Source organism: Robiginitalea sediminis, from assembly GCF_002198115.1.
GTDB lineage: Bacteria > Bacteroidota > Bacteroidia > Flavobacteriales > Flavobacteriaceae > Robiginitalea > Robiginitalea sediminis.
In genome coordinates, this window is sequence record NZ_NGNR01000001.1 from 1,431,124 (window position 1) to 1,433,786 (window position 2,663).

The 2,663-nt window shown below is 54.5% G+C and carries 2 protein-coding genes; both read right to left on the reverse strand.

The genetic code is table 11. The features are described 5' to 3' along the window. On the reverse strand, positions 1-693 hold a 693-nt coding region (locus CA832_RS15015; RefSeq protein ID WP_198944446.1), incomplete at its 3' end, for a collagen-like triple helix repeat-containing protein. A 151-nt stretch (positions 694-844) separates the two neighbouring features. Beyond that, on the reverse strand, positions 845-1,996 hold the full coding sequence (locus CA832_RS06385; protein WP_158211891.1) for a gliding motility-associated C-terminal domain-containing protein: 1,152 nt from the start codon (positions 1,994-1,996) through the stop codon (positions 845-847). Positions 1,997-2,663 lie beyond the last annotated feature (667 nt).

The window sequence follows — 2,663 nt, forward strand, 5'->3', positions numbered from 1 at the left end:
ACTTAGTGCCTGGTCATCGGATGAAACATATCCGGAAAGGTCTACGGTCTGGGTGCCTCCATCTTCCAGGGTCAAAGTCAGGATATTCCCGGCCAGTCTGAAGTCGGTGATCTGCTGGTTGTCGGTGTTATCGAGGAAGGGCGCCAGATCTACGCTGCCGCCGTTCTCGAGGTTCAGGGTTGTGCCGCTCAGGCTGAGGGCCTGGTCGTCGGTGGCGGGGTCTCCCGGAAGTCCCTGTGGGCCTTGAGGTCCCTGGGGCCCTTCCGGTCCTGCTGGTCCCTGCGGTCCCGCTGCTCCGTCATTTCCCGCCACACCTTGTGGGCCGGCCGGACCCGTAAGGTTAGGGGAGGTATAGGAATTCCCATCGCCATAAAAAATAGTAAACGTTCCATTGGCATTGCTCACAATGGACATTTCGGAGGACGCCCCGCCAGTGCAGAGGTTGTGCCATTGATTTGCATTGTAATAAAACAGGCAACCCTCCTCAGTGTTAAAAATCAGGGCACCCTGCAAGGGTTGAATGGCCTGCATCTGGGCGGTGGTGAGCCTGGGCAGCACCAGGGCCTTATTGGTACTCTGGAGTTCGAGGACGGAATTCGGGTGGATGCGGTCCGGATTTTCCCCGACTTTAAGCTGGCCGAAAAGGCCTGCCAAAGGCATCAGAATCATCAGGAAGGCAAAGCGAAAGCGCATGGTTCCGGGTTTTTAGGAACCTAAAGGTAGCGCGCAGGCCCTATCTGTTTAAGACAATGTTGTGTATGGCCTTAAAACCGATGTCAAATGAGGGTTAATGTCCAATCGTCCATAAAAAATGCCTTTTAGCAGACAGTAAAACGCCATTGGTCTATTGTCTCAGATAGAAATACCCCTGGTGTTTTTTCCCTGTTTCATGGAGGGTAAGGATATAAAAATAGATCCCTCTTTTCAGGGCCAGATTGGGCTCCAGGTCTCCGGCTTTGTTGGATTTTCCCATAAAGCCCCCTGTGTAGAATTTTTCCTGGTAAACCAATACCCCGCTGCGGTTGTAGATGCTTAGGGTATTATTCGGATTATCCAAAGCCATGGGCAGGATCAGGCTTTCGTTTTTGCCGTCACCATTTGGCGAAATATAGTAGTTTTCATTTTCCAGGTCTTCCGGAAGATCTTCAGCATTGGCAGTGCCCAGCGCAAAGCGCATATAATCCGTGGGGGTGATCCAATCGGTCCGGATCGTCCCTGCTGACAGGTCGCCTTCGAGGGAAGTCCTGCCGAGGTCTTCCCAGGTCCGCGTCCGCGGATTCAGGCCCAGGACCCGTAGTTCGCTCAGGTCGGTAACCAAGGCACGGATCTCGCTGGCGCCTCCCCAGCTGAGGGTTACGCGGGTTGGCAGGTCCCCGTCCAGGGTCCAATATTCCTCAGGGCTGGCTGAATATCGGTTTCTCCGACTGTTACCTCCACCTTGTGTCATGGCAGATTCATTCGGGTCATCGGCATAATAACCACCTGTAACCAATCCATTTACGGCCTGGGATTCTACTCCCAAGGGACGGAAACGTTCCTCGTTGCCAATGGGAAGTACAAAGGCGTCTTTGTATTGGAACGCGGCGTAGCCGTCTACCTTGGATGTCGTACTGGCCCCGGTCTGGAAGGCGTCCCGGTCGAAAATAAGAGCCGCGTAGTTGCCGGATTGCCGGTTCCGGAGATCTCCTTCTATAAAGTTTACATTATTGGCGACCCGAATGGGCTGATAACAATCCACCCCATTTGCTGCGGCCACCTCCAGATCGAACCACTCGGGAGGAACTGACCCGTAGAGTTTCAGGCCAACCGAGTCCTGGTAGAACCCTACCAGACCTTCCGGGCTGGAGAATGTCCCAGAGTTCCACAGGTCTGCGTGCAAGCCTATTGCACCCATTCCGTGAAATTTGAGATCCCCGTGGTTTCCTATCCCGTCCTGGGCTACCTGAACCTGGGGTAATCCCAGTACCATCAGGCCAATGAAAAGTCGTTTTTTCATGTCCATCTCCCTTTTAATCCCTCATGATTTGGTGCCAGTCGTTCCCGTCGCTCTGGATGACCAGGATACGCCCGTCGCGTACTGAGTTGGAATTACCACCAGTTTCATTTATGAAATTCTGAGAAAAGTCCACCGTATCGTTTATGGCTTTTATGATGTAAATTCTTCCCTGACACGTAGATGGGTTCGGGAGGGTCACTTCCACATTATTGCCCGTAACGATCAGGGTATAATCATTACTGCCCAGGGTGGTGTCCGAATTGGTAGAGCGGATTGCGGCTGCAAATGACCCTCCGGAATTTGCCGGACCTGGAGGTCCCTGAGGGCCTTGCGGACCTGTTTCCCCTTGTGGTCCCTGGGCACCGGTGTCACCCTTGTCGCCCTTGTCACCCTTGTCGCCTTTGGGTCCTTGCGGCCCAGTTTCCCCTTGGGGTCCCTGCGGACCCTGGGCACCGGTATCTCCGGTATCACCTTTGTCACCTTTGTCTCCCTTCGGGCCTTGTTCTCCCTGTGGGCCCTGGGCTCCGGTTTCTCCGGTATCTCCTTTGTCACCTTTAGGGCCTTGCTCGCCCTGGGGTCCTTGAGCTCCGGTCTCGCCGGTATCACCCTTGTCACCTTTGGGGCCTTGTTCTCCTTGGGGTCCTTGGGCACCGGTATCCCCGGTGTC

Excerpts from the sequence above, each read along its gene's own strand:
- CA832_RS06385 (WP_158211891.1), bottom strand. The coding sequence starts at position 1,996 with ATGAAAAAACGACTTTTCATTGGCCTGATGGTACTGGGATTACCCCAG.